Below are 24,338 nucleotides of genomic sequence, written 5' to 3'. Positions count from 1 at the left end.
TTGGTAACGAGCTTGCCCCCGCGTCACTCCTTACGGCAAACTCGCCACTATGCCCACGTCCCACACCGGCCAAACCACCTCCCCGACGCCGGCCGCCGCCGTCGCCGAGGCCCTTGCCATGCCGCCCGCCCCCAAGGGCGAGCCCGCCGGCGAGCGCGGTGGTTGGCGACGAGGCGGGGCCCCGGGCCAAGGGCTGTCACCGGGCAGGCGACCCGCCGAGCCGTCCGGCCGGCGGTACTCGAAGCTCGTGCGGCGCCCGGAGCGAATCCCGGCGCCGTTCCTGTGTCTGGCCGCGATGTTCCTGGTGCAGCTCGGCATCGCGCTGTCCAAGCCGCTCTTCGACCCGCTCGGGGTGAGCGGCACGACCTTCCTGCGGCTCGGGTTCGCGGCGGTGATCCTGCTCGCCGTCACCCGCCCCAGGCTGCGGGGCCGGCGGCCGCGCGACCTCGCCGCCGCCGGTCTGCTCGGGGTGGCGTCCGCCGGGATGACGCTGCTCTTCGCCGGAGCGATCGACCGGCTGCCGATGGGCACCGCCGCGACGATCGAGTTCCTCGGCCCGCTCGCGGTCGCGCTGATCTTCGCCCGCCGGGCCAGCCATCTGGTCTGGGCGCTGCTCGCGGCCGGCGGAGTGGCCCTGCTGACGCTGCTCGGCGAGGGCGGCGGCGGATCGTCGCTCGACCCGGTCGGCCTGGCCTACGCCTTCGGCGCGGCCGCCTGCTACGCGGCGTACATCCTGTTCACGGACAAGGTCGGCGCCGCGTTCCAGGGGTTCCAGGGGCTGGCGGTGTCGATGACGGTCGGCGCCCTGACCCTGGCGCCGTTCGGACTCGGCCAGGCCTGGGACGGGCTGACCGCGCCCGGCGCCTCGCCGCTGACCCTGCTGCTCGCGGTGGCCGGGGTCTCGCTGCTGCTGCCGGTGATCCCGTACGCGCTGGAGATGACCGCGCTGCGACGGATGCCGCAGCGGGTGTTCAGCGTCCTGGTCAGCCTGGAACCGGCGGTCAGCGCGCTGGTCGGCCTGGTGGTGCTGGGCCAGCTGCTCGGCGCGGTGCAGCTGGCCGGTATCGGCTGCGTGGTGGCCGCCAGCGTGGGGGCCACGCTCACCGGGCGGCGGTGACGGGGGCGGAGTGACGGGGGCGGAGTGACGGGGCAGCCTCCTGCACGGAGGGGCCCCGTCGGGCGTCCGTTACGGCCAGAGCAGGGTCCGCGACCACTCCGGGGTGCGGACCGGGCCCGTCCGGGTGTAGCGCAGCCGGACGTGACGGCGGTTGGCGTCGCCCTGCCAGTACTCCACCTCGTGCGCCCAGAGCGTGTAGACGGCGTGCCCGGCCGCGACGGTGTCCGGAGTCGTCTCCAGCCGGCGGCGGGCGACCGCCTCCGCCTCGTCGTACTCGGCCAGCGAGGCCAGCGGCTCGCTCTGCCGGCCGACCAGCGCACCGACCCGGGCGGCCGGGGAGCGGGTGGCGAACTCGGCCGCCGCGACCTGGTCGGCGGCCCGCTCGACCGTGCCGCGGACCCGGACCTGACGGCCCAGCGGCGGCCAGTAGAGGGTGAGCGCGGCGGCCGGGTGATCGGCGAGCTGGCGGCCCTTGGGGCTGTCCGCGGCGGCCGAGAAGACCCAGCCGGTGCCGGAGGCGTCGACATCGCGCAGCACCAGCACCCGGGCGTCCGGCAGACCGTCGGCGTCCACCGTGGAGAGCGTGGCCACCTGCGGGTCCAGCACACCGGCCGCGAGCGCGGTCGCCAGCCACTCGGCGAAGAGCAGGCCGGGCTCGGCCGGTGCCGACTCGGCATCGAAGGACGGCAGCGGGCGGGCCATCGGCGGGCGGCCGAGCAACAGCTCGGGTACGGACCTGGGCGCCGGCCTCGACTCGGGCCTCGGCTCCGGTCCCGGGGCAGGCCTGGCCTCGCCCGGGCCGCTCAGGCCCTCCTCCTCCGCTGCCATCGCGCCCTTCCTTCCGGTTGCCGCGGACGCAGCCCCTCGCCGTCGGGGCCGTCGGGGCCCCGGGCGCGAGGTGCGCTGTCGGAGCGCAACCGTACCGCCGACGGGTGACCGCTCGGTGCGCGCCCTCGTCGGGAGCGGGCGTGGGGACCGGCGCGAGCCGGCCGGAGGCGGCTTCCGGCGCGCGTGGGTGGCGGCCGCGCTCCGTCCGGGGCTCCGGGCACGGCGCTCCGGGGCGCGGCGCTCCGGGGCCGCGCCTTCCGGGGCCGCGCCTTCCGGGCTGGGTGCGTGAACGCGCTCGTGGGCGGTGCCGATCGACGGCACCGCCCACGAGGCCGGTTTGCGGTGACCCTTTCCGCTACCCGGTTCCCTGCATCGAGTTGTCTCACTTCGAGCCCCACCGCGAGCGCTCGACCCACTCGCGGTCACCCACCTTCGGCGCCCCCGCCGGCGGTGGCACCCGTTCCCGTCAGTTGAAGACCGGAGCAAAGACGATGTTGAAGTTCTTGTTGGACTGACCGGCCAGGATGGTGCCCGAGTTGTCCTTCACCGCGAGGGTGTTGGCCTGGTTCGAGGCACCGGACCCGGTGGCCGTCTGCTGGGTGGACACGTAGTTGCCGTCGACGGAGCCGAAGACGTTGCCCGTGCCGACGTTGGACACCACACCACTGTTGGAACCGTCGTTGGCCAGCGCGCCGTTGTCGGCGGCGGCGGCGCCGGCGCCCGCCAGCAGCAGACCGGCCGCAAGCGGGGCCGCGACCAGAAGACCGGCCAGCCGGCGGTGGCGAGTGCGAACCATGAAAGCCTCCAAGAAAGCTGTAAATCGTGCATTGTGTGCGGGAGTTCGTCGGCCAGACGAACCCCTGCGGGCTGCGACGCCGAGAGACAGACTTCCGCAACAAATCGACAAAGCGCCACCTAGCGCCCCCGTTTTCGCCCGTTAGCGTGATATCCAGGGCGACGGTGAATAACGAGCGCTCCAGCGGACAGTGCGCCGACACACCGGCACTCACCTGGCATTTCGCCCGAACGGTGGCGCCTGGCGCGACGTTGGGGAGCGGCGCGCGGGGAGCACACGAAGAACCAGGCGCACCACCCTGGCGCACGACATAGGCGAATGCGCCCCCTTTGCGGAGGGCCACTCGACCTTGTCGATATATCCAGCCATCCTGCGACTATTCCACTATCCTACTTAGCCCAGGGGAATGCGGCAGCCGAAGGCCCTGGAAAGTCGCTCAGGGCTGATTGTCAGACCGCCTTGCCGGGGTTGAGAATGCCCAGCGGATCGAAGACCGCCTTCAGCTGCTGCTGCAGTTCCAGCGCCACCGGCCCCAGCTCGCGTGCCAGCCACTCCCGCTTCAGCAGCCCGACCCCGTGCTCCCCGGTGATCGTGCCGCCCAACTCCAGCCCCAGCGCCATGATCTCGTCGAAGGAACGCTGCGCCCGGGCCGACTCCTCCGGATCGTCCGCGTCGAAGATGACGATCGGATGGGTGTTGCCGTCGCCCGCGTGGCTGACCACCCCGATGGTCAGCGCGTGCCGCTCGGCGATCGCGGCGACGCCGTTCAGCATCTCGGCCAGCCGCGAGCGCGGCACCCCCACGTCGTCGATCATCGTGGTCCCCAGCCGGTCCATCGCGGGCAGGGCCAGCCGGCGTGCCTGCAGCAGCAGTTCGGACTCCGCCTGGTCCTCGGCCGGCACCACCTCGGTCGCGCCCGCCGCCCGGCAGATCTCGCCCACCACCGCGAGCTCGGCCGCCGGGTCCGGCCCGTCGAAGGCCACCAGCAGCAGGGCCTGGGTCGACTCCGGCAGCCCCATCTGCCCCAGCTCGTTGACCGCCCGCACGGAGACCGTGTCCATCAGCTCCATCAGCGACGGCGTGAGGCCGCGCGCCATCACCTCGCAGACCGCCGCGCCCGCCGTGTCCGCGCTCGGGAACTCCGCGGCCAGCGCCAACTGCGGTGCCGGAGCCGGCCGCAACGCCACCACTGCGCCCACCACCACGCCCAGCGTGCCCTCCGAACCGACCAGCAGCCTGGTCAGGTCGTAGCCCGCCACCCCCTTGGCCGTCCGACGACCGGTGGACAGCAGCCGCCCGTCCGCCAGCACCACGTCGAGGCCCAGCACGTACTCACTGGTGACGCCGTACTTGACGCAGCAGAGCCCGCCCGCGCCGGTGCCGATGTTGCCCCCGATGGTGCAGGATTCCCAGCTGGACGGGTCCGGCGGGTAGGCCAGCCCCACCTCTCCGGCCGCCCTGGACAGTTCCGCGTTCACCACGCCCGGCTCCACCACCGCGATCCGGTTCACCGGATCGACCTCCAGGATGCGGTTCATCTTCACCATCGACAGCACGATGCAGCCGTCCACCGCGTTGGCCGCGCCGGAGAGCCCGGTCCGGGCGCCCTGCGGCACCACCGGTACGCGCAGCTCGGTGGCGGTCCGCAGGACGTGCTGCACCTGCTCGACCGTCTCCGGGAAGACCACCACGGCGGGGTTGCCGGCCGCGCAGAAGCCCGCCATGTCGTGGCTGTAGGCGGCCATCACGTCCGGGTCCACCACCAGGGCCCCGCCCGGGAGCCCCGTCGCCAGTCGGTCCGTCAGATCACTCATCGCCGCCTCCGATCGCCGCCCGGCACACGCCGCCCCGGCCTCACGCCGCCGGTCGTACGCGGTCGCGCCGCACGCCGCCGAGTCGTAGGAGATCGAGCCGTACGCCGCCCATCGCCTCTGCCCGCACTCTGCCCCGCCACCGCACGACCGGCAAGTACGCCGCTCCGGCCCGCCCCTGTCCGGTTCTCGGCCCTCGGTCCACGAAGCGACGGCGCGGGCCGCGGCTCAGACCCGGCGAAGTGCGGAGGACGCCCAGGCCGCCAGCCCCGCTCCGCCGGCGGCGAGCGCGCAGAGCGTCGTCGGCCACCTGGCGCCGGCCACCTCGGCGAGGAGACCGAGCAGTCCGGTGGACAGCACCAGCGCCGCACTCTGGACCAGCGTCAACAGGGCCTGGACCCGGGCGAGATGGTCGACCGGGGCACCGCGGAGCACCAGCGGTCCGAGGTGGCAGGCGAACATCCCCGACCCCGCCCCGGCCAGCACGCTGCCCGCCACCGCCGTGGCCGGTGCGGACGCCCAGGCCAGCACCGCGGTCCCCACCGAGGCCACGCAGAGCCCGGCCGCCGCCCCGGCTCCTGCCCTGCGCAGGCCGCCCCGCCAGGAGACCAGCCCCGCCACCGCGAGCACCCCGGCCCCCTGTCCACCGGCGGACAGCCCGGCCGACCAGGCGCCCCAGCCGTGGGCGCGGGCGAGCAGCGGCGCGAGGAGCGGGACCACCGGCAGCAGCGCCCCGGCCGCGGCACCGGTGAGCAGCAGCGCGGCGCGCAGCAGCGGATCCGCCAGGGCCAGCCGGACCCCGGCCGCCGCCTCGCGCAGCAGCCCCGGCGCGGACGGTCCGCGCCCCGCCGTCTCCCGGTCGGTCGGCCGCGCCGCCGCCGGCTCCACCGGCCGGATCCTCAGCAGCACCAGGAGGAGCACCCCGAAACTCGCCGCGTCCACCAGGGCCGCCCCCGGCAGGCCGCCCGCCGCGACCAGGACACCGCCGAGCGGTGCGCCCAGCAGGGCGGCGGTCTGCCCGCCGGCCTGCCGCAGCGCGAGGGCCCGCGGCAGCTGCGCCGCGCCCACCAGACGGCAGGGCATCGATCCGCTCGCCGGGAGGTAGAACGCGTCGACGGTGCCGATCACGGCAGCCGCCAGGAGCAGCAGCCGGAGCGGCGTGCCCCAGAGCGCCGCGGCGGCCGCGAGGGCCAGGGCGGCCACCAGCATCACCGCGTCCCCGGCGAGCATCACCCGGCGGGCACCGAACCGGTCCGCCACCGCGCCGCCCAGCAGGACCAGGACGGTGCGGGGCAGCGTGATCGCGGTCAGCACCAGACCTGCCGCGCTCCCGCCGTGCGCGGAGGCCGCCCAGCCCAGGGCGAGGTACAGCGCGGCGTCGCCGAGCAGACCGGCCTGGGTGCCGGCCAGCCAGAGCAGGTACGGGCCCGGGAGCGCGGCCCGGGCGGGAGGGTCGGCGGGCGTGGTGCCGGTGTCCGTCGCGGGTGGGTCGGCGGGCGTGGTGCCGGTGTCCGTCGCGGGTGGGTCGGCGGGCGTGGTGCCGGTGTCGGTGGCCATGGCCGCCGACCGTAGGGGCCTCGACCAGGTCGAGGGCAAGGCCGCCGACGGCCCCGCCGCGCCCCCTCCCCTCCCTTCCCCTCACCTTTCCTCCCCTCCCCTCCCCTCCCTCCTCGCCTGACTACAGGCGGACCACCGGCTCCTGGAACTCCGTCACCCAGTCCGCCGGCGCGTCCGGGCACTCCAGGTACAGCTCCCGCGCGTAGCCCGTGGAGCGGTAGCCGTTCTCGTCGATGAACCGGGCCAGCGTCTGGAAGGCGCCCAGCGCGTCGTCCATCGACCCCCGGTGCACGATGGTCGCCGCCTCCGGGATCTCCGGCAGGTCGACCACCTCGAAGCCGTGCTCCGCAGCGCCGGAGACCGTCGCCCCGACCGGCACCGCCACCCGGATCAGCACCGCGCCGTCCCCCTCCGGGATGTCCTCGTAGCGGGCCACGGACGGCCCGGCCTCCGCCACCCCGGCCTCCGCCAGCCGTCGGCAGAGCTCCTGGAACAGCGGCCCGATCACCGGTCCGATGTCCTCCGGCTCGTAGCCGGCCGCGACGGCGGTCAGCTCCGCCACCCGGACCGACGGCACCCGCTTCACCACGACGTCCTGTGCAGGCATGGTTCCCTCGCTCTCGATCGTCCGGAGCCTCGCCTCGACCCGGGCCAGCCGCTGGGCGTCCGCCGCCATCGCGGCGGCCAGTTCGGCCTGCCGCAGCCGCAGCATCCCGCGCAGCTCGGCCGCGTCCACCCGCTCGTCCAGGACGGCCCGCACCTGCTGCAGGGTGAAGCCGAGGTCCTTGAGGGCGATGACGCGGTTGAGCCGGGCGAGCTGGGCGGCCTCGTAGGAGCGGTAGCCGCTGACCGGGTCGACCCGGGCCGGGTGCAACAGCCCGATCGCGTCGTAATGGCGCAGCATCCGGACCGACACCCGGCCGTGCTTGGCGAAGTCTCCGATGTTGAACATGATGCCTCCAGTGCAGAGCCTCACACCGTGTCATGGTCAAGCACCGGCGCCCACGGCCGGGTCGGGCAACCCGGCCCGGCCGTCCGCCCGTCCGCGCTTCCGTCCGTCCGCCCCGTCAGTCCGTCAGTCCGTCACGTCGAACCCCCGCCGCTGCCCCAGCTCCCGCAGACTCCGCTGACCGGGGATGCCGTTGGCGTCCGAGCCCGCGTAGCCGAGGCTGCGCTGGAAGGCCGCGTACGCCTGCACCGTCGTGCTGCCCAGCGAGCCGTCCACCCAGCGCTGCTCCAGGAACCCCTCGTCGACCAGCGCCTGTTCGACGATCCGGACCTCGCCGCCGTAGGTCTGGTGGCCCTGCTCGGCGCCCGGGTCGGTCCGGGCCGCCGCGACGACGTGGGCCAGCGAGACGCGGCGCGGCGAGGGCAGCCGGCCGAGCAGCCGGCGCAACGACTGCTCGCCCGGGACGCCGTCCGCGTCACTGCCCGAGTACCCCAGACTGCGCTGGTATTCCTGGTAGTTGAGGGTGTCGGCGTCCCGCCAGTCCTCGTCCGGACCGGTCGTGTAGTGCGCACCGTGCCCGGCCGCCACCAGCGCCTCGCCCACCTCGCGGACCTGCGGCCCGTGCGCGCCGTAGCCGTACTCCAGGCCGTTGATCGTCACCCGCCGGCGGACCGGCGCGGTGTCGGACCGGGGCGGCGGCGGCAACGGACCGCCGCCCGCGGCGGCGGCGATCCCGGGCAGCACGATGTCGTAGAACTGCCGCACCCGGGCGTCCCCGGGGCACGACGTACCGCCGTCCGACCACTCCGGGAAGAGCCGGTGGAAGCCGAAGCCCGGGTCGTTCGCGCTCCGGCAGGCCCGCACCGGGATCCCGTGCCGCCCGTGCAGCCAGACGCCGAGCGCGACGAGGGCGGCGACCTGCGCGTCCGTCCACGGATCGGTGTTCTGGTCGTTGCTGGCCGACTCGACGCTCACCGCCCCCGTGCCGTCCGCCCTGCGGTTCGCCCCCATGTTGGCGTCCGCCCGGGTCTCCGTCCCGATGAACTGGCCCACACTGCCGTCGTATCCGACCCCGAAGTGCGACTCCAGATTGGTCGAGTCCCGCCAGTACTCGTAGATTCGGCGCGGCGCCCACGGCGCCGCGATGCTGTGGAAGATCACCTGCGTCGGCACGATCGCCGGCTGGTCGTCCGACTCGGGCTGAAGCTCCAGCTTCTCAGCGCCGGGGTACCAGGCCATCAGTCTCTCCTCGCCGGGCCCAGGGCAGTCCGCCCCTTACGCCCGACACACGAACCCCTCACCCCCTCACGAGCACACCCCCACCCCAAACCCCCCGTTCAGGTGAATTCCACCCCCGAAAACGCAGAAGGCGGGTGCCGACTCGACGTCGGCACCCGCCTTGAGCAGGTGGTTCTCCAACCAGCGGAGAGCGTGGGATTCGAACCCACGGTGCGGGGTCACCGCACGACAGTTTTCAAGATCGCCAGAGCATTCCACCCCAACCGGCCCGCCAGCTGCACAGACACTGATGCGGCCCCGCATGACCCCCGAGCGCGTTCCAGGAGTGCTCCACAGCCCCACCCGAGCTGACTTCGCCTCCCCGATGACAATATCGAACTGACGTGCGATCATTGGCGCGGTTCCAAAATCTGCGCCTCAGTTGAGGTACAGTTTTTGGAACCGACTAGCTGGGGAGGGGTTGTGGCAACGCGTACCACCTTTGGGGAGCCCGAGCGGCACCGACTCGAGGATCTGGAGTTGCCGGCCGAGCTGCTGAACGACATCTTGGCTCGTACCGTGGCAGACGTACGGAGCTGCACCGAGCTCGACGCTCCGGCAGCTCCTGGGTTCATGTTCTGGAGTCGCTGCAACCGCTACTTGGCGGAAGAGCTCATCCCTCGCGGCTGGAAGCACACGCAGCGCGACAGCATCCTTCGGGTCATCCATCCCAGCCTGGAGTTTGCTGTCACCGCCCTGAGTGGGGCAGGAGGCGTCGGAGATCTGGAGGCTCGCCCGCGGTCGAAGAACCCGAAGGGCCCCGCTATGGCGCGACTTGTCGACCGCAACGGTCAGGGCGCCTTCTTCACTGCCGACGAGGTCAGGTACGGTCGGCAGCTTGAGGAGATGCCGACTTGGTGTTTCCTCTACAAGCGAAGCAAGCGGTCGGGCATCTCGGCCGAACTGTCGCTCCCCGTGAAGATGAACGGGAAGTTCGTCGATGAGTGGAAGTACCGAAACGTTTGGGACTTGCCGGACATTGACGACCCGGGCTCTGACATCTCGCTTCTCGATGACCCGGGGGACAACGACGGCCCTGACGTTTTGGTCGAGTTCCTCGGGGGGAGCTAAAGCAGGCAACTACTGGTAGGAGTTGAGGAAAGTGTTTACGCCGGCTCGGCTGATCCTGGCTCGTAAGCGTCGACGGATGACGCTAGCAGCTCTCAGTAGAGAATCCGGGATCTCCGTTAGAAGCTTGACGGCACATGAGAACGGCCATAAGAAGCCATCCCAGGAGACACTTTCCACACTCGCCGCAGCGCTGAAAGTCCCCGAGTCCTTTCTTGAGGCGCCTGCAATTCCAGTTATGCAAGCGGACGCCGTGAGCTTCCGCGCCCCTTCCAAAATGAGTGCACTAGAACGGGACAGCGCACTCAGCTCGGGCGCGGTAGCCGCATCTCTAAACACTTGGCTTGAAGGAAAGTTTCGACTCCCCCGGCCAAATGTTCCAACATACCCGCACCTTAGGCCAGATGAAGCAGCGGAAAGGATCAGGGCACACTGGGGGCTCGGAGAGGCCCCAGTGCCAAACCTGGTCCACCTGCTTGAAGCCAATGGGGTCCGGGTCTTTTCCCTGCCTAGCGACTGCCTTGATGCCGACGCATTCTCTACCACTCGCTCCGGCACTCCGTTTATCTTTCTAAATACACGCAAGAGTGGTGAGCGAGGAAGATTTGATGCCGCTCATGAACTCGGCCACCTCGTAATGCACTCGGAGCATCGAATTCCGCACGGCGTAGAAGCCGAGCAGGAAGCTCAGCAATTCGCCTCCTCGTTCCTAATGCCGCGCTCCGGAATCTTGGCCCAGAAACTCAACGGGGCAACAATCGAACGAATTCTCAGCGCCAAGCGCAAATGGGGCGTTGCCGCAATGGCTCTTACGTATCGCCTGAACGACCTTGGCTTGATCTCCGAGTGGAGCTATCGGACGACGGCAAAGCAGCTCTCTCAGATGGGTTTCAGGCGCTCGGAGCCTGGCTCCCACATGGTACGCGAAAGCAGCCAGCTTCTCGCTAAAGTATTCGAGGCTCTCCGCTCTCAGGGATTCTCTCCCGCCGAAGTCGCCGAGGCGATTAATGTATTCCCCGAAGAGTTGAATGAATATGTATTCGGCCTGATTCCTCTGGCGATCGATGGTGGCGGAGAATTGACCCTACGAGAGAGGCCAAGTCTCCACCTTGTCAAAGGATAGGGCATCCGGAATAGTCTAAACCCACGAACGGATATTTCGCGGCTGCGCCAGAGGGATTATCGATTGAAATTTGACTCGTTCGCCAGCGATACTGCTGCGAGTATCGCAGCATCGCTCGCCGTAGCCACATTTCTGGCACTTTGGGCTATTCAGCGACGTCGGCGGAGCCTGCGGTCACCGGTTGCACTATCAGTTCGCCAGCAGATATCAAAGACTTGGAGACTGACCGTAGCCGACACCGAATTTCTGCAGCACCAGGTGCCGCCACAGGTTACAGCTATCTCCCGAACTCCTGACGACGAACCTCCATATGTGGCGCTCTATCGCTGGTTCGCACGATTCACTCCATACGACGTGGAACGCAGCGCAATAACAGTCGACATAGAAAACACCACAGACGCGGCTTTTCAGATTCGATCAATTGAAATCGAAAAGATCAGCGAGGGGCGACCGTTGGACGCTGTATCCATCGGCTATCCTGGCGGGGGCGCTTCGCGAGTCACCGCAGTCTTGGTAAATCTAGACGAAAGCGACCCCATCGCCCGAGAAATAACCTATGGCGACGGAGTTGAAACAATCGCCATCAGGCCATACTTTGAAGATCACGTAATAGATCTGAAGCCCGGCGAGATCCACTTGCTGAAAATTGTCGGGGAAACATTGCTTGGACGCTACCGATGGTCGGCGTCTCTTCGCATTTCATCGCCCTCATGGAAGAACGATAAGGTTCTTCCCCTTGGTGAAATTCTAAGAACTTCAGCTATCCCAGAGGTTCCATACGGTCGCGACCTAGCCTGGTCATGGTTCGACGGCCCGGAGGGCGCGAGGTTACGCGATATCTCGGATCTCTCATAGCTCCCAATCAGATGGGCATCCCGCCACAACAGCGGGATGCCCATCTGATTAGTTTAGAATGAAGAGCTACCACAGGCCGCCCGGTCTCTTAACTCCTGCTCTCGATAAGAGCTTCTGCCACGAAATACATTGACTCCACCACGGCGACTGCTCCAGCAGTAGCGAGCTTGAGGTTCTTTCCTGGCTTGTTTGCGTAACCGATAGTGGGAACGCCAGCCGCGTTCCCTGCTTCCACGTCTCGGGCAGCGTCGCCAATGAAGACACAGTGCTCCTGCCCTGCGCCTACGGTCTCAATGGCTTCGAGCAGGAGTCTCGGGTTCGGCTTCATAGATGAGGGGTCACCGGGGGCGCGGCCGAAGATGCCCACCACATAGTCGCGGAGGCCGTGCTCGGCAAGGTACGCCTCAATGGCCGCGCCCGCGTTGTTGCTGACCACTGAAATCAGGCGGCCAGAGCGGGCACACGCATGGAGAACCGATTCTCCGCCCGGGGTTGGGCGGGCAACTCGGACGGCTTCGGTCTCCAGCTCGGCCAGCGCGGCGTCCGCGATCTCCGTGAGATCGGGGCGCGCATCCGAGACCAGGCGGAGCAGGGCCAGCGGGTCGCCCTGCCCCTCTGCCCCGGCCGGGGGCTGCGCGCCGGTGGCGAGCAGGCCCTCACGGAGTCGCCGTGCGACCTCCGGGGCAGGGAGGCCAGCGAAGACCGAGCACACCGGGCCGTCGAAGTCGAGGAGCACGTGCTTCACCGGCCGCAGCACGTCGGCGAGTTGCTGAGAGGTGGCGGTCATGGCTGCCGCTCGTAGGCGATCGTGCTCCACACGCTGTCGAACCACATCTGGGCCTGCTGGACGTACTGCGATCCGAGCGAGGCGTCGTCCGGGCCGGCGGCATGGTGGAACAGCGTGGTGTCCTTGCCGGTGACGTCGTAGAAGGTGTGGTCGGTGTCGTCGATCGCTACGGTGCGCTCGCGGAGCGGGTAGAAGCCGAAGAACGCCTCCTGCCGGTTCAGGATGTAGAGCTTGAACAGGCTGGACGCCCGGTGCACCTTGACCTGAACGCTGGCCTTCTGGACGAGGCCGAGCTCGGCCAGCATCTCTACCGAGTGCGCGATGCCGCCGGCGTTCGTCAGGGCGATGTGGCGTGCGCGCTGCCGGAGGGCGGCCTCGTCCTGGAGCCCGTCGACGAGCACCGGCACGGCCATGGGCGCGGTGGTGTCCGGCAGCAGCAGGCGGACCGTGATGGACTCAGGGGCCAGCCGGCCGGAGCGGACCTTGTCGAGCGGCTCCTGCAACGCGTTGTGCAGCGTCTCGCTGGAGAACCCGGCGAAGTCGAGGGTCACCTGCTGCTGCTCGAAGGCGGCCTCGAGGTGAGGCCGCAGCCCGACCGGCCGAGAGGTCCGCTCCCGGACGAAGGACCCGCTCCCCTGCCGCGTCACGATCAGCCCCTCGGTGCGGAGCAGGTCTAGCGCCTTGTCCACCGTGCCGCGCGCCACGCCGAAGTGCTTCGCCAGCTCGGGGCCTGAGGGGAGCTTGTCGCCGGTCTCGAAGCCCGGCTTCTTGGTGAGGATCGAGGCCCGCAGAGAGCTGCCGACCTGCTGATACGGGGGGCGCGAGTCGTCCGGGTCCAAGGCCATGGGCCAATGCTAGGGCAGGTGCCCAACAGGCGCGAGAAACCCAACTCTCTTGACCTGCCTAGGCAGGTTCTCTATGTTGTGAGTGTCGCACCGAGTGAGACAGGAGTGACACGGAGGGGCCTTCTTTGGGCTGCTCTGACCTGCACGAATGCGCCCGTAAATGGCCGGCTTTCCGCCGTGCCCAGGGCGAAGGGGTCCGGGACAGATCGGGCCGAGGCATCCCGGCGCCTTGTCAGATCGGAGACCTAGATCAAAAAGGCCGCGCCCGCCTTCAAGGGCGCAGACCTGCTGGCCGTCCTGGGCAACCGGGACGGCCAGTGCTGTTGATCAACGTTGGCCGGGCCTGTGAGAACGGGGCCGCCGCGCCTTCCTTGGCCGGAGCGCGGCGACCCCCCGCGGGCCCACACCCCAGAGAAGAGGTAGGCCCATGAGGCTGATTATTGCGGGCCAGACGGCCGCGGACGAAGACGAGTTCACCGAGTTGGCGCTCGGCGTGGACGAGCAGTTGTTCGCCGGGGTCGCCGGTGAGGGCGAGATCGAGCGCGCGGCCCGGATGGACGCGGCGCACTCGATGCTGGCGGACTTGCGCCGGGAGGACCCGGAGCTGGCGGCCTACGCCGCGCGCCTGCTGCGGTCGGCGCCGGTGCCGTTGCGGCGCCCGGTCGCCGTCCGCTGCATCGCGAGCACCGTCCGGGTGGCGGCGTGAACGCCAACGAGTTCGCCGCGCTCACGGCTGCCGTGAGCGCGCTCACCGGCCGCTCACCGCGACCGGGTCGGGGGCCTCGATGAAGACGGCGATGAACCCCGCGCAGATCCGCTCCGCCGAGCGGGCACTGTCCGTCGGGACGTGGGCGATCACGTTCGGCGCGGTCCTCTACAGCGTGCTCACGGTGACCCCGCTCATGGCCGGCCACACCCCGAAGGGCTGGGAGTGGACGGCGCCGATCCTGCCGCTCGTGGTCGACGCGGCGGTGGTGATCGTGGTGCGGATGGACGCCACGCTCGCCCGCCTGAACGGCGACGGCGGGCACTGGCCGGTGGTCCTGCGCTGGATGACCGGCCTCATGACGGTCCTGCTCAACGTAGGTCTGTCCGCCCTGGACCGGGATCCGGTCGGGGTGGCGGTCCACTCGGTGGCGCCGCTGCTGCTGATCGTCACGGCGGAGACGTCGCTGGCCTACCGGCGGGCGATCGGCGCCGCGCTGGCTGCCCGTGAGTCCGCTGAGCGGGCCGAGCGTGAGCTGCGCGAGCAGCGGGCGGAGGCCCGGCGCCGGGAGGAGCGGGCCGAGCGCATGGAGCGCTTCGAGGCCGCCGAGCGGGGCGAGCGTGAGCGCCGTGAGCACGAAGCCCGCCTCGCCCGTGAGCAGCGTGAGCACGATGCGGGCATGGCCCGCGACCGGCGCGAGGAGAGCGCCCGCCGGGAGGCCGCGGCGCGCGAGGAGCAGGCCCGGCGGGAGGCCGCCGAGCGGGCCGAGCGTGAGCGTTGTGAGCGGGAGGCGAGCGAGCGTGAGCGCCGTGAGCACGCCGCTCGGGCCGAGCGTGAGCGCCGTGAGCGGGAGGCCGCCGAGCGGGCCCGCGCCGAGTTGCTGTCCGCCGGTCCGGCCGCCGAGCGGATGCCGGAGGAGCGGGCCCGCGAGGTGGTCAGGGCCGCTGTCGAGGCCGGGTTGCCGCAGCGTCAGGCGGTGGAGCTGACCGGCTGGTCCGTCGGCTGGATCGCCGCCCGCTACAAGGAGCACCCCGCCGTCCGGCCCGCCCTGCACGCCGTCCCCGCCACGACCGCCGAGGAGCAGGCATCGTGACCGAGTCCGTGTCCGACCCTCAGTTCATCACCTACATGGCCGCCTTCCGGGCCGCCACGGAGCACACCGCCACGTGCGAGCTGTGCCGGGACGGGCGGCCGTGCCCGGTCGGCGACCCGATCCACCGTGTCTTCCTCACCGCGAAGGCTGCCTGGGAGGGTGAGAAGAGGTGAAGGCGATCACTTCCCTGCCGCTGGTCGGCACCGTCCGCCGCGACGGCGTCGCCTACCGCGTCGCCGACCCGGTACCGCTGGACGTGGTCAGCGGTCTGATCCGCGAGCCGTGGTGCTCGCGCCTGGTCGTCACCGACGCCCGGAGCGGCGGCGCCTGCCCCGGCGAGTTCACCGCGATGTGCGTGGTCGACGGCCAGCCGTTCGTCCTCGTCGGCCGCATCGGACGGAGGACCGACTGATGTTCGGCCGCGACCCGAAGCCGCCCGAGTCCGGCCAGCAGCGGCGCGCGAAGGCCGGCCGTGAGGCGGACCGGGCCGGGCAGCGCCAGATCGACTCCCACCGCACCAGCCGGTCCACCACCGCCTGGCACCGCGCCGAGTCCCCCCGCGCCTGGTGGCGCTCCTCCTGACCCACTCCCCGACGCGCGCCCCGCACACCCCCGGTGTGCGGGGCGCGCATCCTCTCCGACCTGGGAGTTTCCATGGGCTACCTGCTGAGCCTGTTCCTCGTGCTCCTCGACGCCGCGATCGCCGGCGTCGCCGTGCGCGAGCTGATCCGCCGGGGGTCGAACCGATGACCACCCCGCACAACGGCGACTGGGACGACGACCTCGCCGACGTCCTGCAGAGACTCGTCACCCTCGCCCCTCCTGCCCCCGCCCCGCACGTTCCGCCGATGCCCTCCGCGCCGCCGATGCCGACGGTCCCGCCCCAGAGCCCGCCCGCCGCTGCGGCCGGCACCGGGCCGGTGGTCGACGAGTGGTGGCGCAAGTCCGGGCCCGTCGTGCACACCCCCGTCCCGCTCGGCGGCGACCAGCCCGCCGGACGGCTGTCCTTCGAGGCCGCCGCGCAGGCGTTCTGGGCTCCCGTCGGCCAGATCCTCACCCAGCAGGTGCCCCACATCGCCGAGCAGGTCGGGCAGCAGGTCACCCAGCTGATGACCGAGACCGAGGCCCAGCGCCACGCCCGCGAGCAGGTCCAGTACGAGGCCGTCGTCGCCGCTCAGCGCGCTGTGCGGGACAGCCAGTTCGCCGCCGCCGGTGAGAGCACCGAGCAGCGGGCCGAGCGCCACCGCGTCGAGCAGGTCCTCGCACCCGGCCACCGCCGTGACGACCTGGTCGGCATGGTCGATCTGCTCGCCGATCGGATCGGCGAGACCCCCGAGGAGCGGACCGCCCGACGCCGGGCCGAACACGAGCTGGACCGGCAGCGGGCCCGCGCCCGGAGGACGCCGCCCTGGCCGCCGCCGGGGAGACCCCCGAGCAGCGCACCCGCCGCCACCGCGAGCAGCTGCTCGCCGACCGGCGCGAGGCCCGCACCCGGGCCCGCCGCCAGCGCCGCCGCGCCGCCCGCACCGCTGGCCCGTCCGACCGCGTCCGGCGCTTCCGCCGCTGGTGCGTGCTCACCGCGATCAGCGCCACCGGCGGCTGGGCGACCGGCCTGGTGCCGCTGATCGCCCCGGGCGGGCCCTTCGTCGGCCTGCTGGTCGCCGCTTTCGGGTGGGCCCTGGACCTCCAGGTCCGCGACCGGGGCCGCCAACGCGTCTCCGAGGTCACCGGCCCCTTCCCGCTGATCACCCTCGTCGCCCTGCGTGTCCCGGTCGCTTCCGGCCTGGCCGTGGCCGCCGGCCTCGACCGCCTCCTCGCCGCCCTCCCCCTCCACTGATCGAAGGAGACACCCCATGAGCAGCCTCATCGCCCTCGGCACGGGCGGCGCCGCCACCGTCACCACGATGTACCTGTACGTCGGCGTGCGCGGCAAGAACAGGATCAACGTCGCCGACGAGCACGTCCCCTACTGGGCGTTCGGGATCGGCCTGCTGTCGGCCAACGCGGGCACCGCGTTCCAGCAGTTGGCGGGCATCGGCCAGCAGCTGAGCAGCTCCTTCCAGGGCAACGCCGCCCTGGGGGAGTGGCAGACCGGCGCGACCGCCGCCGTCCTGACGATCGCGGTGTTCGGGCTCAAGCCGAAGCCGTGGAAGGACGCGTTGTGCGGCGCGATCGCGCCGTCCCTGTTCGCCGCCGCCGGCGGACTCTGGGCCCTACCGGCCAGCATCCTCAGCGGCGTGCTCACCTCGTTCATCGGCTGACCGCCATGACCGAGAAGATCTTCCCCACCGAGAGGCTGATCCCCACCCTGCTCTACCCGGTCACCGGACTCGCCGCCGGCACGCCCGTCCTCCTCCGCAAGCTCACGGCCCCCCAGCGCGAGCGCCGGGCCGAGGCCGCCGCACTCAGGGCCAAACGCGACGAGATCACCGCCCAGGCCGCCGAAGCCGCCGAGGCCGCGTTCACCCACAAGCTCATGGCGGAGGCGGACCCGGTCAAGCGCGCCGCGATGCTCCAGGCCCGGGAAGCCGCCGAGGTCACGGCCCGCCAGATCGAGCTGGAGCAGGCCAAGGCCGCCCGCAAGGAACAGCGGACCAAACTCGGCGACACCGCCGGCGCCGCGGCCCTGCTGCTGATCGTCGGCGGCCCGCTGATCTGGTCCCTCGCCCGCCCCTGGATCCAGCCCGGCATCGGCCTCCTCCTCGGGGTCTGGTGGATCGCCGCGCTCATCCACGCCCCCGCCCATAGGAAGGCCGCCCCGGCCGAGGGCGAGGAGGACCAGGAGCAGGCGGTGCCCGCGGTCGAGGAGGAGCCCGCCGAGGAGGACCCCGTCGAGGCCCCCCGGGCGACCGTCCCGACCCCCGTCGAGACCCACTCCCTGACCGCCTCCCTGACGGCCTCCGGCTGCTCCGTCCTGCTGACCCGGCTGGCCGCCGATCTGGGTGCCGCACACCCCTCCTGGACGGGCTCCACCAAGGCTGTCCGCGCGCTCCTCTCGCAGGCCGGCGTCCCGGTCCGCGAGGGGGTCCGCACCCCGGACGGCAACGGGCCCGGCGTCCACCACCAGGACGTCCCCCCGCTCCCCTCCCCCTCCGAGACCCCCGCTGTTGCCAACGTTGGCCCAGGTCAGAGTGCCAACGCCAACGCCAACAACACCCGGGAGTGGTCCACCCGAGAGGGGTTCGTCATGCAGACCGACCCCGACAACCCGGCGCGGACGATCATCGTCGGCCGCAGCACCGCCGCCTGAACGGACCTGGCCCCAGCCCGCCTCGGGCACCGGACCCGCCGCCCTCCTCTTCGGCCCGCGCCCGGCACCGCCCGGGCGCGGGCCTCCCGCTCCGCACGAAAGAAGCCGCGTTGAGCACCCAGCCCACCCACCCGAACGTGATCCCGTTCCGGCCCGAACCCGCCGAGATCAAGGCCGCCGAACAGGCCGTCATCGGCGCAGCCCTGCTCGACCCCGTCCAGATCCCGGCGCTGGCCGCCCAGCTCGGCGACCCGGGCGTGTTCTACCACCCCGCGCACGAGACGATCTGGCGGGCCATCACCCGCATGGCGGACGGCGAGCGGCCGGTGGACCCGCTGCTGCTGACCGGTGTCCTGCGCGCGCAGGGCGACCTCGGCCGGATCGGCGGCCCCGGCTACCTGCATGCCTGCGTCGAGGCGACCCCGACCGCGGCGAACGGCGACTACTACGCCGAGATCGTGCGGGCCGCCGCCGAACGCCGCCGGATCAACACCGCCACCAGCCGCCTCGCCCACATGGCCGGCGACGGCCAGGCCGACCTGGACGACGTGCGCGCCGCCGCCCTGGCCGCGCTCGCCGACCTCGCCACCGGCGAGACCTGGCTCGACCCCGTCCCGCTCGGTTCACACGGCACCCTGCCCACCTTCCCCGTCCACGCCCTCCCGAAGTGGGTCGGCGCCTACGTCGACGCGGTGGCGGAGTTCACCCAGACCCCGCCCGACATGGCCGCCACCATGGCCCTCGCCGCCCTCTCCACCGCGGCCGGCGGGCGAGTCGGCGTGGAAATCCGGCCCGGCTGGCGCGAGCAGTCCAACCTCTACCTCGTGTGCGCGATGCCCCCGGCCAGCCGCAAGTCCGACGTCTTCGCGTTCATGACCGCGCCGATCTACCGCGTCGAGGACGAACTGCGCACGAACGCCCGGGCCCGGATCATCGAGGCCGAGACCGCCAAGGAGACCGCGCTCGCCGAGGTCGACGCGCTGATGGCCAAGGCCCGCAAGAACCCCGACCTCGACCGCGCCCACCTGGTCGCCGAGATCGCCGGCGCCCGGATGCTCGCCGACGAGATCGTGGTCCCGCCCAGCCCGCGCCTCACCCTGTCCGGGGACATCACCCCCGAGACCGTCACCCACCAGCTCGGCGTCCACCGCTGCCTGGCCGCGCTCTCCCCCGAGGGCGACCTGTTCGACAGCATCGTCGGCCGCTACAGCAGCAAACCCAACCTCGGCGTCTTCCTCCAGGCCCACAAGGGCGAGCGCCTCCAGGCCGACCGCATCACCCGCGAACAGCCCACCGTCGACAAGCCCGCCCTCACCATCGGCGTCACCCCGCAGCCCGCCGTCCTCCAGGAACTCGGCGCCGCCCCCGGCGCCCGCGACCGCGGCCTGCTCGCCCGCTTCCTCTACTCCCTGCCCCCGTCCAACCTCGGCTACCGCAAGATCCGCACCACCCCTGTCCCGGAGCAGGTGGCCGCCGCCTACGACCTGCGCCTCACCTCGCTCCTGCACACGCTCACCGCCCTCGACGAGCCGGTCACCGTCACCATGACCGAGGCCGCCGACCTCGCGGTGGAGAAGTTGCAGGAGAAGTTCGAGGTCCAGCTCCGCCCGGACGAGCCACTCGCCCACATCAAGGACTGGGCAGGCAAGCTCGTCGGCCACATCGCCCGCATCGCCGTCCTGCTCCACCTCGCTGACAACGTCAGCGGCGACTGGCGCGCGCCCCTCCAGGCCGCCACCGTCGACCGGGCCGCCGAGATCGCCGAGTACTACACCGCGCACACCCTCGCCGTGTTCGACCTCATCGCCGCCGACCCGGCCACCGAGGACGCCCACGCCCTCCTCCAGTGGCTCCGGCGCCCGAAGAAGGACGGCACCCACCGCACCCACATCAAGGCCCACGACGCCGTCGCCAGCAGCCGCCGCTTCAAGAAGGTCGCCGACGTCGAACCGGCCCTCGCTCTGCTCGAACAGCACGGGTGGCTCCGCACCGACCAGCCGCCCGCCAGCGGTCAGCGCGGCCGGGCCCCGGCCATCACGTTCCGTGTCCACCCGGCCGTGAGCACCCCCACGGACGGGGCCGAAGCCCCGTAACCGTCAGGGATGTCAGGGGAAATCCCTGACCAGCCGAAACACCGCCGGACGGCCTGTCAGGGCACGTCAGGGATGTCAGGGAAACGCCGAATTTCCCTGACATCCCTGACAATCCCTGACGCCCTGCCAGGGGCCAAAGCCGCAGGTCAGTGATTTTCCCTGACATCCCTGACACTTTCCGCCCTCCGCCTCCGCCCGCGAGAGGGCCGGTAACACTCCGCAACCACCATTCGCACCCGCCGATGGAGTCGCCGCCATGGCCACGCAGGACCCGAAGCTCAAGCTCGCCGCCGTCCTCGAAGAGCTGGAGATGTCCCGCTCCGCCTTCTACCGCATGGTCGCCCGCGGGAAGGCCCCGAAGCTCATCAAGCTCCCCAACCACCAGATCCGCGTCCGCCGCAGCGACCTCGACGCCTGGTGGGCCGTGCAGGAGCAGAACGCCGCCGCCTGACCCGCGCCCCGCCCTTCCCTCGCAGCCCCCGGCCGACTCGGCCGGGGGCTGCTCTCTTTCTGGAGCCCCATTGCTCTCCTACGACGTCCAGATCCACGCCATCCGCGATCTCGGACGCGGTCGACGGCCGCACCAACTCCGCTGGCGCGTGGGGAAGAACCCCCACTCCGCGACCTTCGCCACCTTCCCGCTCGCCGACGGCCGGCGGGCTGAACTGCTGACCGCCATGCGGAAGGGCGAGCAGTTCGAGACCGAGACCGGACTGCCCGCGTCCGAGTTCCGGAAGCTGAACCAGGTGTCGTGGTTCGCCCACGCCAAGGAGTACGCCGAGGCGAAGTGGACCCGCTCGTCGGCGAAGAACCGCGCCACCCGGGCGGATGCCCTGGCCACTCTCACCGAGGCGCTGGTGACGGATCGCCGCGGCAGGCCGGACCGCAAGGTGCTCCGCCGTGCGCTCTCCTGCTGGGCGTTCAACTTCTCCGAGCACCTCGCCGAGCCACCCGAGGAGATCACCTCGGCCCTGGCCTGGGTGACCAAGAAGTCGATCTCCCTGGACCAGTTGGACGACTCCGAGAACGTCCGCCGCGGACTGGACGCCATCGCCCGGCTGATGGACGGGAGCGTCGCTGCGGACACCACGCTCACCCGGAAGCGGATGGTGTTCAACAACGCCCTGCGGTACGCGGTCGAGCGTCGGCGGCTGCCCAGCAACCCGCTCCAGTTCGTCGACTGGACGCCGCCGGCCACGAGCGACGAGATCGACTTCCGGTGGGTGCCCAGCCCGGCGCAGGGCCGTGCGCTACTGGACGCCGCCGGGCAGATCTCGGCCCGGGGGCGGCACCTTCGGGCGTTCTACGGGTGCATCCTGTACGCCGCCACCCGGCCGGCGGAGGCGACGAACCTGCGGCTGGTCGACTGCACCCTGCCGGAGAGCGGGTGGGGCGAGCTGGTGCTCGGCAGCAGCTCGCCCCGGGTCGGGTCGCGCTGGACGAACGACGGCCAGTCGCACGAGGAGCGCGGCCTCAAGCGGCGGGCCCGGAACGCCACCCGGGAGGTGCCGATCCCGCCCGTGCTGGTCCAGTTGATCCGCGAGCACGTCGACGCTTACGGGGTGGCGCCGGACGGCCGGCTGTTCCGGGCGGCGCGGGGCGGGCGGCTGCTGACCAAGGAGACCGCGGCCGTCTGGAAGCGGGCCCGGGAGATCGCCCTCACCCCGAAGGAGCTGAGGACCAAGCTCGCCGAGGTGCCGTACTCCTGCCGCCACACCGCCGTCTCGGGGTGGCTGGCGGCCGGCGTCGACCAGACCGAGGTGGCCCGGCGGGCGGGGCACAGCGTGGCGGTCTTGCTGCGGTTCTACGCGAAGGTCATCAACGGGCGGCAGGAGCGCGCGAATGGCCTGATCGAGCGGTTCCTCGACGGCGAGGAGCCTGCCGCGTAGGGCCCGAATCCGTTCCACAGGCGTTCCACACAGGGTGGTCCGGAGGGGCATCCGGGTGGGACAGCCCGGGACGGGATCGAAAAGAGCGGGTATCGGCATGTAGCCGATACCCGCCCTGATCTGGGCTTCCGCCACCAGCGGAGAGCGTGGGATTCGAACCCACGGTACGGGGTCACCGCACGACAGTTTTCAAGACTGTTCCCTTAGGCCGCTCGGGCAGCTCTCCAGGCGGAGGTCAGCCTAACGGGTCCGGCGGGGTTCGGTGCACCGGTTTCGGGGTGGGGGTCAGTCGCCCACGCGCTCGGCGAGGGTGACCTTGGTGGTGCTGGTCTGGCCGTTGCGGGTGTACTCGACGTCGACGGTCTCGCCGGGCTTGTGCGTCCAGATCTTGCTGACCAGGGCCGGGCCGTTCTCGATCGGGCTGCCGCCGAGCTTGGTGATGACGTCGCCGGGCTTGAGGCCGGCCTTGTCGGCGGCGCCGCCGGGGGTGACGGCCGGGGTGCCCTGGATGTCGCGGGTCTGGATCTGCGCGCCGTCGCCCTTGTAGTCGTCGTTGCGCAGGACGTCCAGCTTGGCGTAGACGGGCTTGCCGGTCTTGATCAGGGTCTCGGCGACCCACTTGGCCTGGTTGATCGGGATGGCGAAGCCCAGGCCGATGCTGCCGGCCCGGCCGTTGGCCGAGGCGTTGGACTGGATCGCCGAGTTGATGCCCATCACCGCGCCGCCGGCGTCCAGCAGCGGGCCGCCGGAGTTGCCGGGGTTGATGGAGGCGTCGGTCTGCAGCGCGTTCATGTACGAGGACTGCGCGCCGGTCTCGTCGCCGGAGGCGACCGGGCGGTCCTTGGCGCTGATGATGCCGGTGGTGACGGTGGACTCCAGGCCGTACGGCGCGCCGATGGCGATCGTGGAGTCACCGACGTTGACCTTGTCGGAGTCGGCCAGCGGAAGCGGCGTCAGCTTGTCCTTGGGCGGGTTGTCGAGCTTCACCACGGCGACGTCGTAGCCCTCGGCGCGACCGAGTACCGAGGCGCTGTAGGAGGTGCCGTCGGCGAACTTGACGGTCAGTTTGCCGCCGTTGGAGGCGGGCGCGACGACGTGGTTGTTGGTGAGGATGTGGCCCTCGGTGTCGAAGACGAAACCGGTACCGGTGCCGGACTCGCCGTTGCCCTGCGCCTTGATGGTGACGACGCTGGGCAGCGCCTTCTGCGCGATGCCGGCCACCGAGCCGGGGGCGGGCTCGTTCTTCTGGGTGCTGGCCTGGACGGTGGTGCTCCGGTGGTCGTCCGCGGCGCTGATGCCGTTGTCGTTGCGGTCCGCGACGGCGACGCCGAGCGCCCCGCCCGCCACACCGGCGACCAGGGCGACGGCGGCGATCAGCGCGATCAGGCCGCCGCGCTTCTTGCGCGGGCCGCCGGGCCCGGGGGTGCCGGGGTACTCGGCCGGGTAGCCGAGCGGCCCGCCGGGGTAGCCCGGGCCGCCGGGGGCGGCGGGGCCACCGGGCGGGGCCTCGTGGCCGCCCCAGCCGCCGAGCGGCTGGCCGGCGCCGAACGGGTGGTGCGGCGCCGGCGCGGCCGGAGCGCCGTACGGGTCGTGGGACGCCGCCGCGACCGGGGCGCCCGGTGTGGCGTACGGGTTGGTGACCGGCGCGGCCACCGGGGCGGCCGGCGCGGCCGGGGCCGGCGGCAGGACGGGCGGAGGTGCGTCGATGTACCCGGCCTCGGCGGCCGGAGCCGCCACCGGCTCGGCGGGCACGGCGGGCGCCGGGTCCGGGGCGCCGACCTTGCTGAACGCCAGCGTCGGCGTGAACCCGCCGGACGCGGGCGCGGCCGGAGCGGCCCCGGCGGCGGTGTCCGTCACGGTCCGGTCCGCCTCGGGCGCCGCCTGGACGGGACCGGGCGCCACCTGCGCCCGACCGTCAGGAGCGGGACCCACTACCCCCTGGCCGTCGGAGGGCTGCTCCCCCTGTGGCCCGGTGGGCCCAACCTCGCGCTCGGTGCTCACGGACGACCTCCATAGCTGACAGGACCAACAACCATAGTTTTTCGCACACTCGATTCGATTGCCGTAAGGACCCCTCTGAAGAAGTCATAAGAATCCTTAGCCCGGCCCGACAACGGCCCCCACGCAGGCCCCCGCGGCGGCCCCCCGGCACCCCGTGCGAGGCCGCCCCGCGGCGTCCCGCGATGCGGACCGCCGGACGCCTGGCCTTGGCGTTCACTCCCGCGCCGGTTAGCCTGTCGCTCCAAACTGACACGCGGGAGCTTGGACCCACCAGGCTGAGAGTGCGCCGGTC

25 protein-coding genes, 1 tRNA gene and 1 pseudogene are annotated in these 24,338 nt (G+C 71.5%); 17 read left to right on the top strand and 10 right to left on the bottom strand.

Annotated features, from left to right (window positions below; all coding sequences use genetic code 11):
* Positions 1 to 49 precede the first annotated feature (49 nt).
* Positions 50 to 1,117: an EamA family transporter gene (locus ABT263_RS12655; RefSeq protein WP_329488664.1), complete on the top strand. Its 1,068-nt coding sequence runs from the start codon at positions 50 to 52 to the stop codon at positions 1,115 to 1,117.
* A gap of 69 nt (positions 1,118 to 1,186) precedes the next feature.
* Here the strand turns inward: ABT263_RS12655 and ABT263_RS12650 are convergent, their stop codons facing one another.
* The 6 genes from ABT263_RS12650 to ABT263_RS12625 all read right to left on the bottom strand — a co-directional run bounded on the left by ABT263_RS12650 (position 1,187) and on the right by ABT263_RS12625 (position 8,297).
* Positions 1,187 to 1,945 (bottom strand): pyridoxine/pyridoxamine 5'-phosphate oxidase, encoded by a 759-nt coding sequence (locus ABT263_RS12650; RefSeq protein WP_352290467.1) that lies wholly within the window; start codon positions 1,943 to 1,945, stop codon positions 1,187 to 1,189.
* A gap of 466 nt (positions 1,946 to 2,411) precedes the next feature.
* On the bottom strand, positions 2,412 to 2,741 hold the full coding sequence (locus ABT263_RS12645) for a hypothetical protein (protein ID WP_329488666.1): 330 nt from the start codon (positions 2,739 to 2,741) through the stop codon (positions 2,412 to 2,414).
* Between the two features lie 449 nt (positions 2,742 to 3,190).
* Positions 3,191 to 4,555, bottom strand: coding sequence for an FAD-binding oxidoreductase (locus tag ABT263_RS12640; RefSeq protein WP_352290465.1), 1,365 nt, complete (start codon positions 4,553 to 4,555; stop codon positions 3,191 to 3,193).
* Positions 4,556 to 4,780: 225 nt separating this feature from the next.
* Positions 4,781 to 6,109 carry an MFS transporter gene (locus tag ABT263_RS12635; RefSeq protein WP_352290463.1) on the bottom strand — a complete coding sequence of 443 codons (1,329 nt, stop codon included), beginning with the start codon at positions 6,107 to 6,109 and terminating at the stop codon, positions 4,781 to 4,783.
* Positions 6,110 to 6,230: 121 nt separating this feature from the next.
* Positions 6,231 to 7,061 (bottom strand): MerR family transcriptional regulator, encoded by an 831-nt coding sequence (locus ABT263_RS12630; protein WP_352290461.1) that lies wholly within the window; start codon positions 7,059 to 7,061, stop codon positions 6,231 to 6,233.
* Positions 7,062 to 7,184: 123 nt separating this feature from the next.
* The gene (locus ABT263_RS12625) at positions 7,185 to 8,297 is read right to left on the bottom strand and encodes a peptidoglycan-binding protein (protein WP_352290459.1); all 1,113 of its coding nucleotides are present in this window, start codon (positions 8,295 to 8,297) and stop codon (positions 7,185 to 7,187) included.
* Between the two features lie 462 nt (positions 8,298 to 8,759).
* Between ABT263_RS12625 and ABT263_RS12620 the strand changes: the two genes are divergently transcribed.
* The 4 genes and pseudogenes from ABT263_RS12620 (at position 8,760) to ABT263_RS12605 (ending at position 11,382) form a co-directional block, all read left to right on the top strand.
* Positions 8,760 to 9,407 (top strand): hypothetical protein, encoded by a 648-nt coding sequence (locus tag ABT263_RS12620; RefSeq protein WP_352290457.1) that lies wholly within the window; start codon positions 8,760 to 8,762, stop codon positions 9,405 to 9,407.
* A gap of 31 nt (positions 9,408 to 9,438) precedes the next feature.
* Positions 9,439 to 9,609, top strand: a pseudogene (locus ABT263_RS12615) (helix-turn-helix domain-containing protein); the annotation flags it as partial.
* A 249-nt stretch (positions 9,610 to 9,858) separates the two neighbouring features.
* Positions 9,859 to 10,527, top strand: coding sequence for an ImmA/IrrE family metallo-endopeptidase (locus tag ABT263_RS12610; RefSeq protein ID WP_352290576.1), 669 nt, complete (start codon positions 9,859 to 9,861; stop codon positions 10,525 to 10,527).
* Between the two features lie 312 nt (positions 10,528 to 10,839).
* The gene (locus ABT263_RS12605) at positions 10,840 to 11,382 is read left to right on the top strand and encodes a hypothetical protein (protein WP_352290455.1); all 543 of its coding nucleotides are present in this window, start codon (positions 10,840 to 10,842) and stop codon (positions 11,380 to 11,382) included.
* Between the two features lie 88 nt (positions 11,383 to 11,470).
* Here ABT263_RS12605 and ABT263_RS12600 read toward each other — a convergent pair whose 3' ends face one another.
* The gene (locus tag ABT263_RS12600; protein ID WP_352290453.1) at positions 11,471 to 12,169 is read right to left on the bottom strand and encodes an HAD family hydrolase; all 699 of its coding nucleotides are present in this window, start codon (positions 12,167 to 12,169) and stop codon (positions 11,471 to 11,473) included.
* The gene (locus ABT263_RS12595) at positions 12,166 to 13,014 is read right to left on the bottom strand and encodes a GntR family transcriptional regulator (RefSeq protein ID WP_352290451.1); all 849 of its coding nucleotides are present in this window, start codon (positions 13,012 to 13,014) and stop codon (positions 12,166 to 12,168) included. Before ABT263_RS12595 ends, ABT263_RS12600 begins: the two co-directional genes overlap by 4 nt.
* A 427-nt stretch (positions 13,015 to 13,441) precedes the next feature.
* On the opposite strand from ABT263_RS12595, the gene ABT263_RS12590 reads away from it, so the two are divergent.
* The 12 genes from ABT263_RS12590 to ABT263_RS12535 all read left to right on the top strand — a co-directional run bounded on the left by ABT263_RS12590 (position 13,442) and on the right by ABT263_RS12535 (position 22,045).
* Positions 13,442 to 13,720 (top strand): hypothetical protein, encoded by a 279-nt coding sequence (locus tag ABT263_RS12590; protein ID WP_352290449.1) that lies wholly within the window; start codon positions 13,442 to 13,444, stop codon positions 13,718 to 13,720.
* 91 nt (positions 13,721 to 13,811) lie between these two features.
* On the top strand, positions 13,812 to 14,813 hold the full coding sequence (locus tag ABT263_RS12585) for a DUF2637 domain-containing protein (RefSeq protein WP_352290447.1): 1,002 nt from the start codon (positions 13,812 to 13,814) through the stop codon (positions 14,811 to 14,813).
* Positions 14,810 to 14,986 carry a hypothetical protein gene (locus tag ABT263_RS12580; protein WP_352290445.1) on the top strand — a complete coding sequence of 59 codons (177 nt, stop codon included), beginning with the start codon at positions 14,810 to 14,812 and terminating at the stop codon, positions 14,984 to 14,986. The genes ABT263_RS12585 and ABT263_RS12580 overlap by 4 nt, the downstream gene beginning before the upstream one ends.
* Positions 14,983 to 15,225: a hypothetical protein gene (locus ABT263_RS12575; RefSeq protein ID WP_352290443.1), complete on the top strand. Its 243-nt coding sequence runs from the start codon at positions 14,983 to 14,985 to the stop codon at positions 15,223 to 15,225. The genes ABT263_RS12580 and ABT263_RS12575 overlap by 4 nt, the downstream gene beginning before the upstream one ends.
* Positions 15,225 to 15,395, top strand: a complete 171-nt coding sequence (locus ABT263_RS12570; RefSeq protein ID WP_352290442.1) for a hypothetical protein — start codon at positions 15,225 to 15,227, stop codon at positions 15,393 to 15,395. The genes ABT263_RS12575 and ABT263_RS12570 overlap by 1 nt, the downstream gene beginning before the upstream one ends.
* A gap of 164 nt (positions 15,396 to 15,559) precedes the next feature.
* Positions 15,560 to 16,438 carry a hypothetical protein gene (locus ABT263_RS12565; RefSeq protein ID WP_352290440.1) on the top strand — a complete coding sequence of 293 codons (879 nt, stop codon included), beginning with the start codon at positions 15,560 to 15,562 and terminating at the stop codon, positions 16,436 to 16,438.
* Positions 16,384 to 16,650 (top strand): hypothetical protein, encoded by a 267-nt coding sequence (locus tag ABT263_RS12560; protein WP_352290438.1) that lies wholly within the window; start codon positions 16,384 to 16,386, stop codon positions 16,648 to 16,650. The genes ABT263_RS12565 and ABT263_RS12560 overlap by 55 nt, the downstream gene beginning before the upstream one ends.
* Positions 16,651 to 16,666: 16 nt before the next feature.
* The gene (locus tag ABT263_RS12555; RefSeq protein WP_352290436.1) at positions 16,667 to 17,074 is read left to right on the top strand and encodes a hypothetical protein; all 408 of its coding nucleotides are present in this window, start codon (positions 16,667 to 16,669) and stop codon (positions 17,072 to 17,074) included.
* 5 nt (positions 17,075 to 17,079) lie between these two features.
* Positions 17,080 to 18,063: a hypothetical protein gene (locus ABT263_RS12550; RefSeq protein WP_352290435.1), complete on the top strand. Its 984-nt coding sequence runs from the start codon at positions 17,080 to 17,082 to the stop codon at positions 18,061 to 18,063.
* Positions 18,064 to 18,173: 110 nt separating this feature from the next.
* Positions 18,174 to 20,156: a DUF3987 domain-containing protein gene (locus tag ABT263_RS12545; RefSeq protein ID WP_352290433.1), complete on the top strand. Its 1,983-nt coding sequence runs from the start codon at positions 18,174 to 18,176 to the stop codon at positions 20,154 to 20,156.
* Positions 20,157 to 20,412: 256 nt separating this feature from the next.
* On the top strand, positions 20,413 to 20,607 hold the full coding sequence (locus ABT263_RS12540; RefSeq protein ID WP_352290431.1) for a helix-turn-helix transcriptional regulator: 195 nt from the start codon (positions 20,413 to 20,415) through the stop codon (positions 20,605 to 20,607).
* Between the two features lie 148 nt (positions 20,608 to 20,755).
* Positions 20,756 to 22,045, top strand: coding sequence for a tyrosine-type recombinase/integrase (locus ABT263_RS12535; RefSeq protein WP_352290430.1), 1,290 nt, complete (start codon positions 20,756 to 20,758; stop codon positions 22,043 to 22,045).
* A gap of 138 nt (positions 22,046 to 22,183) precedes the next feature.
* Here the strand turns inward: ABT263_RS12535 and ABT263_RS12530 are convergent.
* Both ABT263_RS12530 and ABT263_RS12525 read right to left on the bottom strand, forming a co-directional pair.
* A tRNA-Ser gene (locus ABT263_RS12530) sits at positions 22,184 to 22,271 on the bottom strand.
* A gap of 59 nt (positions 22,272 to 22,330) precedes the next feature.
* On the bottom strand, positions 22,331 to 23,902 hold the full coding sequence (locus ABT263_RS12525) for a S1C family serine protease (RefSeq protein ID WP_352290428.1): 1,572 nt from the start codon (positions 23,900 to 23,902) through the stop codon (positions 22,331 to 22,333).
* Positions 23,903 to 24,338 lie beyond the last annotated feature (436 nt).

Source organism: Kitasatospora sp. NPDC001603, assembly GCF_040298365.1.
Classification (GTDB): domain Bacteria; phylum Actinomycetota; class Actinomycetes; order Streptomycetales; family Streptomycetaceae; genus Kitasatospora.
The sequence above is the reverse complement of the archived record's forward strand: the minus strand, read 5'-3'. Positions and strand labels throughout refer to the sequence as shown.

Bases quoted from the DNA above. Each gene is read 5' to 3' on its own strand.
- ABT263_RS12655 (WP_329488664.1), top strand. From the start codon at position 50: ATGCCCACGTCCCACACCGGCCAAACCACCTCCCCGACGCCGGCCGCC.
- ABT263_RS12650 (WP_352290467.1), bottom strand. From the start codon at position 1,945: ATGGCAGCGGAGGAGGAGGGCCTGAGCGGCCCGGGCGAGGCCAGGCCT.
- ABT263_RS12645 (WP_329488666.1), bottom strand. From the start codon at position 2,741: ATGGTTCGCACTCGCCACCGCCGGCTGGCCGGTCTTCTGGTCGCGGCC.
- ABT263_RS12640 (WP_352290465.1), bottom strand. From the start codon at position 4,555: ATGAGTGATCTGACGGACCGACTGGCGACGGGGCTCCCGGGCGGGGCC.
- ABT263_RS12635 (WP_352290463.1), bottom strand. From the start codon at position 6,109: ATGGCCACCGACACCGGCACCACGCCCGCCGACCCACCCGCGACGGAC.
- ABT263_RS12630 (WP_352290461.1), bottom strand. From the start codon at position 7,061: ATGTTCAACATCGGAGACTTCGCCAAGCACGGCCGGGTGTCGGTCCGG.
- ABT263_RS12625 (WP_352290459.1), bottom strand. From the start codon at position 8,297: ATGGCCTGGTACCCCGGCGCTGAGAAGCTGGAGCTTCAGCCCGAGTCG.
- ABT263_RS12600 (WP_352290453.1), bottom strand. From the start codon at position 12,169: ATGACCGCCACCTCTCAGCAACTCGCCGACGTGCTGCGGCCGGTGAAG.
- ABT263_RS12595 (WP_352290451.1), bottom strand. From the start codon at position 13,014: ATGGCCTTGGACCCGGACGACTCGCGCCCCCCGTATCAGCAGGTCGGC.
- ABT263_RS12590 (WP_352290449.1), top strand. From the start codon at position 13,442: ATGAGGCTGATTATTGCGGGCCAGACGGCCGCGGACGAAGACGAGTTC.
- ABT263_RS12585 (WP_352290447.1), top strand. From the start codon at position 13,812: ATGAACCCCGCGCAGATCCGCTCCGCCGAGCGGGCACTGTCCGTCGGG.
- ABT263_RS12570 (WP_352290442.1), top strand. From the start codon at position 15,225: ATGTTCGGCCGCGACCCGAAGCCGCCCGAGTCCGGCCAGCAGCGGCGC.
- ABT263_RS12565 (WP_352290440.1), top strand. From the start codon at position 15,560: ATGACCACCCCGCACAACGGCGACTGGGACGACGACCTCGCCGACGTC.
- ABT263_RS12555 (WP_352290436.1), top strand. From the start codon at position 16,667: ATGAGCAGCCTCATCGCCCTCGGCACGGGCGGCGCCGCCACCGTCACC.
- ABT263_RS12550 (WP_352290435.1), top strand. From the start codon at position 17,080: ATGACCGAGAAGATCTTCCCCACCGAGAGGCTGATCCCCACCCTGCTC.
- ABT263_RS12540 (WP_352290431.1), top strand. From the start codon at position 20,413: ATGGCCACGCAGGACCCGAAGCTCAAGCTCGCCGCCGTCCTCGAAGAG.